The organism is Streptomyces sp. NPDC059009, from assembly GCF_042740175.1.
GTDB lineage: Bacteria > Actinomycetota > Actinomycetes > Streptomycetales > Streptomycetaceae > Streptomyces.
Genome location: NZ_JBHYJB010000100.1, coordinates 1 through 1,882, shown reverse-complemented (window position 1 = coordinate 1,882; position 1,882 = coordinate 1). Strand labels below are relative to the sequence as shown.

Genomic DNA, 1,882 nt, shown 5'->3' with positions numbered 1-1,882 from the left:
CGCCGGGAACAGCAGCGTGCCGTCACGGTGCATCTCGTACAGGCGGTGGACACCCGTCGTGGTCTCCTCGGTCACCCCACGGATCTCCGAGGCGACCTCGGACCAGTCGAGTGCGGTGCGCCGGAGGAGTTCGAGGACGACGCGGTGCTCGTCGTTCTCGGCGGTCGCGGGGTCGGGCACGGCGCCCGCCTTCTGGTACTCAAGTCCCTTGTGGACGAGGAGAGTAGCGTCGCCGCCGTCGTCCAGGATCATGTTCGGGCCGGGGTGGCCGGGCCAGGTCAGGGCCTGCTCGGTGCACCACCAGTACTCCTCCAGCGTCTCGCCCTTCCAGGCGAAGACCGGGATGCCCGCGGCGGCGATCGCGGCCGCCGCGTGGTCCTGGGTGGAGTAGATGTTGCAGGACACCCAGCGGACCTCGGCGCCGAGGGCGACCAGGGTCTCGATGAGGACGGCGGTCTGCACCGTCATGTGCAGGGAGCCGGTGATGCGGGCCCCGGCCAGCGGCTGGGTGGCCGCGTATTCCTTGCGGAGGGCCATCAGACCGGGCATCTCGTGCTCGGCGAGGGTGATCTCCTTGCGGCCGAACTCGGCCAGGGAGAGGTCGGCGACCTTGAAGTCGGGGACGTCAGCGTTTGGCTGCGAGGGCATCGTGGCTCCTTGAGTTCAGCACGTTCTGATGGATCTCGAGCGTCGCGGTGGACTTGTTGAGGGTGATGTAGTGCAGGCCCGGGGCGCCCTCGGCGAGCAGCCGCTCGGCCATGGCGGTGGCGTACTCGACCCCGATGCGGTGGCCGACGTGCGGCCGGTCGCGGGCGGCCTCGAGCCGGTGGGCCAGCGACTCGGGGAAGGAGGCGCCGCTGAGTTCGGCGAAGCGGGCGATCTGCCGTACGTCGGTGGCGGGCATGATCTCGGGGATGATCGGGGTGTCGCAGCCCGCCGCGGCGACCCGGTCGCGGAGCCGCAGATAGTCCTCGACGTGGAAGAACATCTGGGTGATGGCGTAGTCGGCTCCGGCCCGGCACTTGGCGACGAAGTGCTCGATGTCGCTGTCCCAGCCGGTGGAGCGCGGATGCCGTTCGGGGAAGGCGGCGACGCCGATGGTGAACTCGCCGAGGGACCGGATCAGTTCGACCAGTTCGACGGCGTGCGTGAAGCCTTCGGGGTGCGCCGTCCAGGTGCCGCCCGGGTCGCCGGGCGGGTCGCCGCGCAGGGCGAGGACGTCGTGGACGCCCGCGTCCGCGTACTGCCCGATGATGTGCCGCAGTTCGGCCACCGAGTGCCCGACGGCCGTGAGGTGGGCGACGGGGCGCAGGGTCGTCTCGGCCGCGATGCGCTTGGTCACCTCGATGGTGCGGTCGCGGGAGGAGCCGCCCGCACCGTAGGTGACGGACACGAACGTCGGGGACAGGGCCTCGATCCGGCGGATCGCGTCCCAGAGGGTACGGGTGCCCTTGGCGGTCTTCGGCGGAAAGAACTCGAAGGAGAAGGCGGGCTGTCCGCTCGTGAGCACGTCGCGCAGCAGCGTGGTCATGTACGGGCTCCCGCGTTGAAGTAACTAGCTTCCGGATGGTGCAGGACGATGGCGTCGGTGGACTGCTCGGGGTGGAGCTGGAACTCCTCGGACAGTTCGACGCCGATGCGCTCCGGACGGAGGAGTTCGGCGATCTTCGCGCGGTCCTCCAGGTCGGGGCAGGCCGGGTAGCCGAGGGAGTAGCGGCAGCCCTGGTACTCGGTGCGGAACATGCCGGCGAGCTCCACCGGGTCGTACGCGTCGATGTCGAGCTGCTCGCGGACGCGCGCGTGCCAGTACTCGGCGAGGGCCTCGGCCAACTGCACGGACAGGCCGTGCAGTTCGAGGTAGTCGCGGTAGGAGTTGGCCTCG

The 1,882-nt window shown here is 70.0% G+C and carries 3 protein-coding genes; all 3 read right to left on the bottom strand.

The annotated features are described in order from the left end of the window. The coding region (locus tag ACFWYM_RS44930; protein WP_384851361.1) for an adenosylhomocysteinase at positions 1–648 on the bottom strand (648 nt) is incomplete at its 3' end. Then, positions 626–1,531 (bottom strand): methylenetetrahydrofolate reductase [NAD(P)H], encoded by a 906-nt coding sequence (metF, locus tag ACFWYM_RS44925; protein WP_384851360.1) that lies wholly within the window; start codon positions 1,529–1,531, stop codon positions 626–628. The genes ACFWYM_RS44930 and metF, both read right to left, overlap by 23 nt. Continuing rightward, positions 1,528–1,882: vitamin B12 dependent-methionine synthase activation domain-containing protein (locus tag ACFWYM_RS44920; protein ID WP_384851359.1), on the bottom strand; the 355-nt coding region annotated here is incomplete at its 5' end. The genes ACFWYM_RS44920 and metF, both read right to left, overlap by 4 nt.

What these genes read in the sequence shown, in the direction of transcription:
- metF (WP_384851360.1), bottom strand. Translation starts at nt 1,531, where the DNA reads ATGACCACGCTGCTGCGCGACGTGCTCACGAGCGGACAGCCCGCCTTC.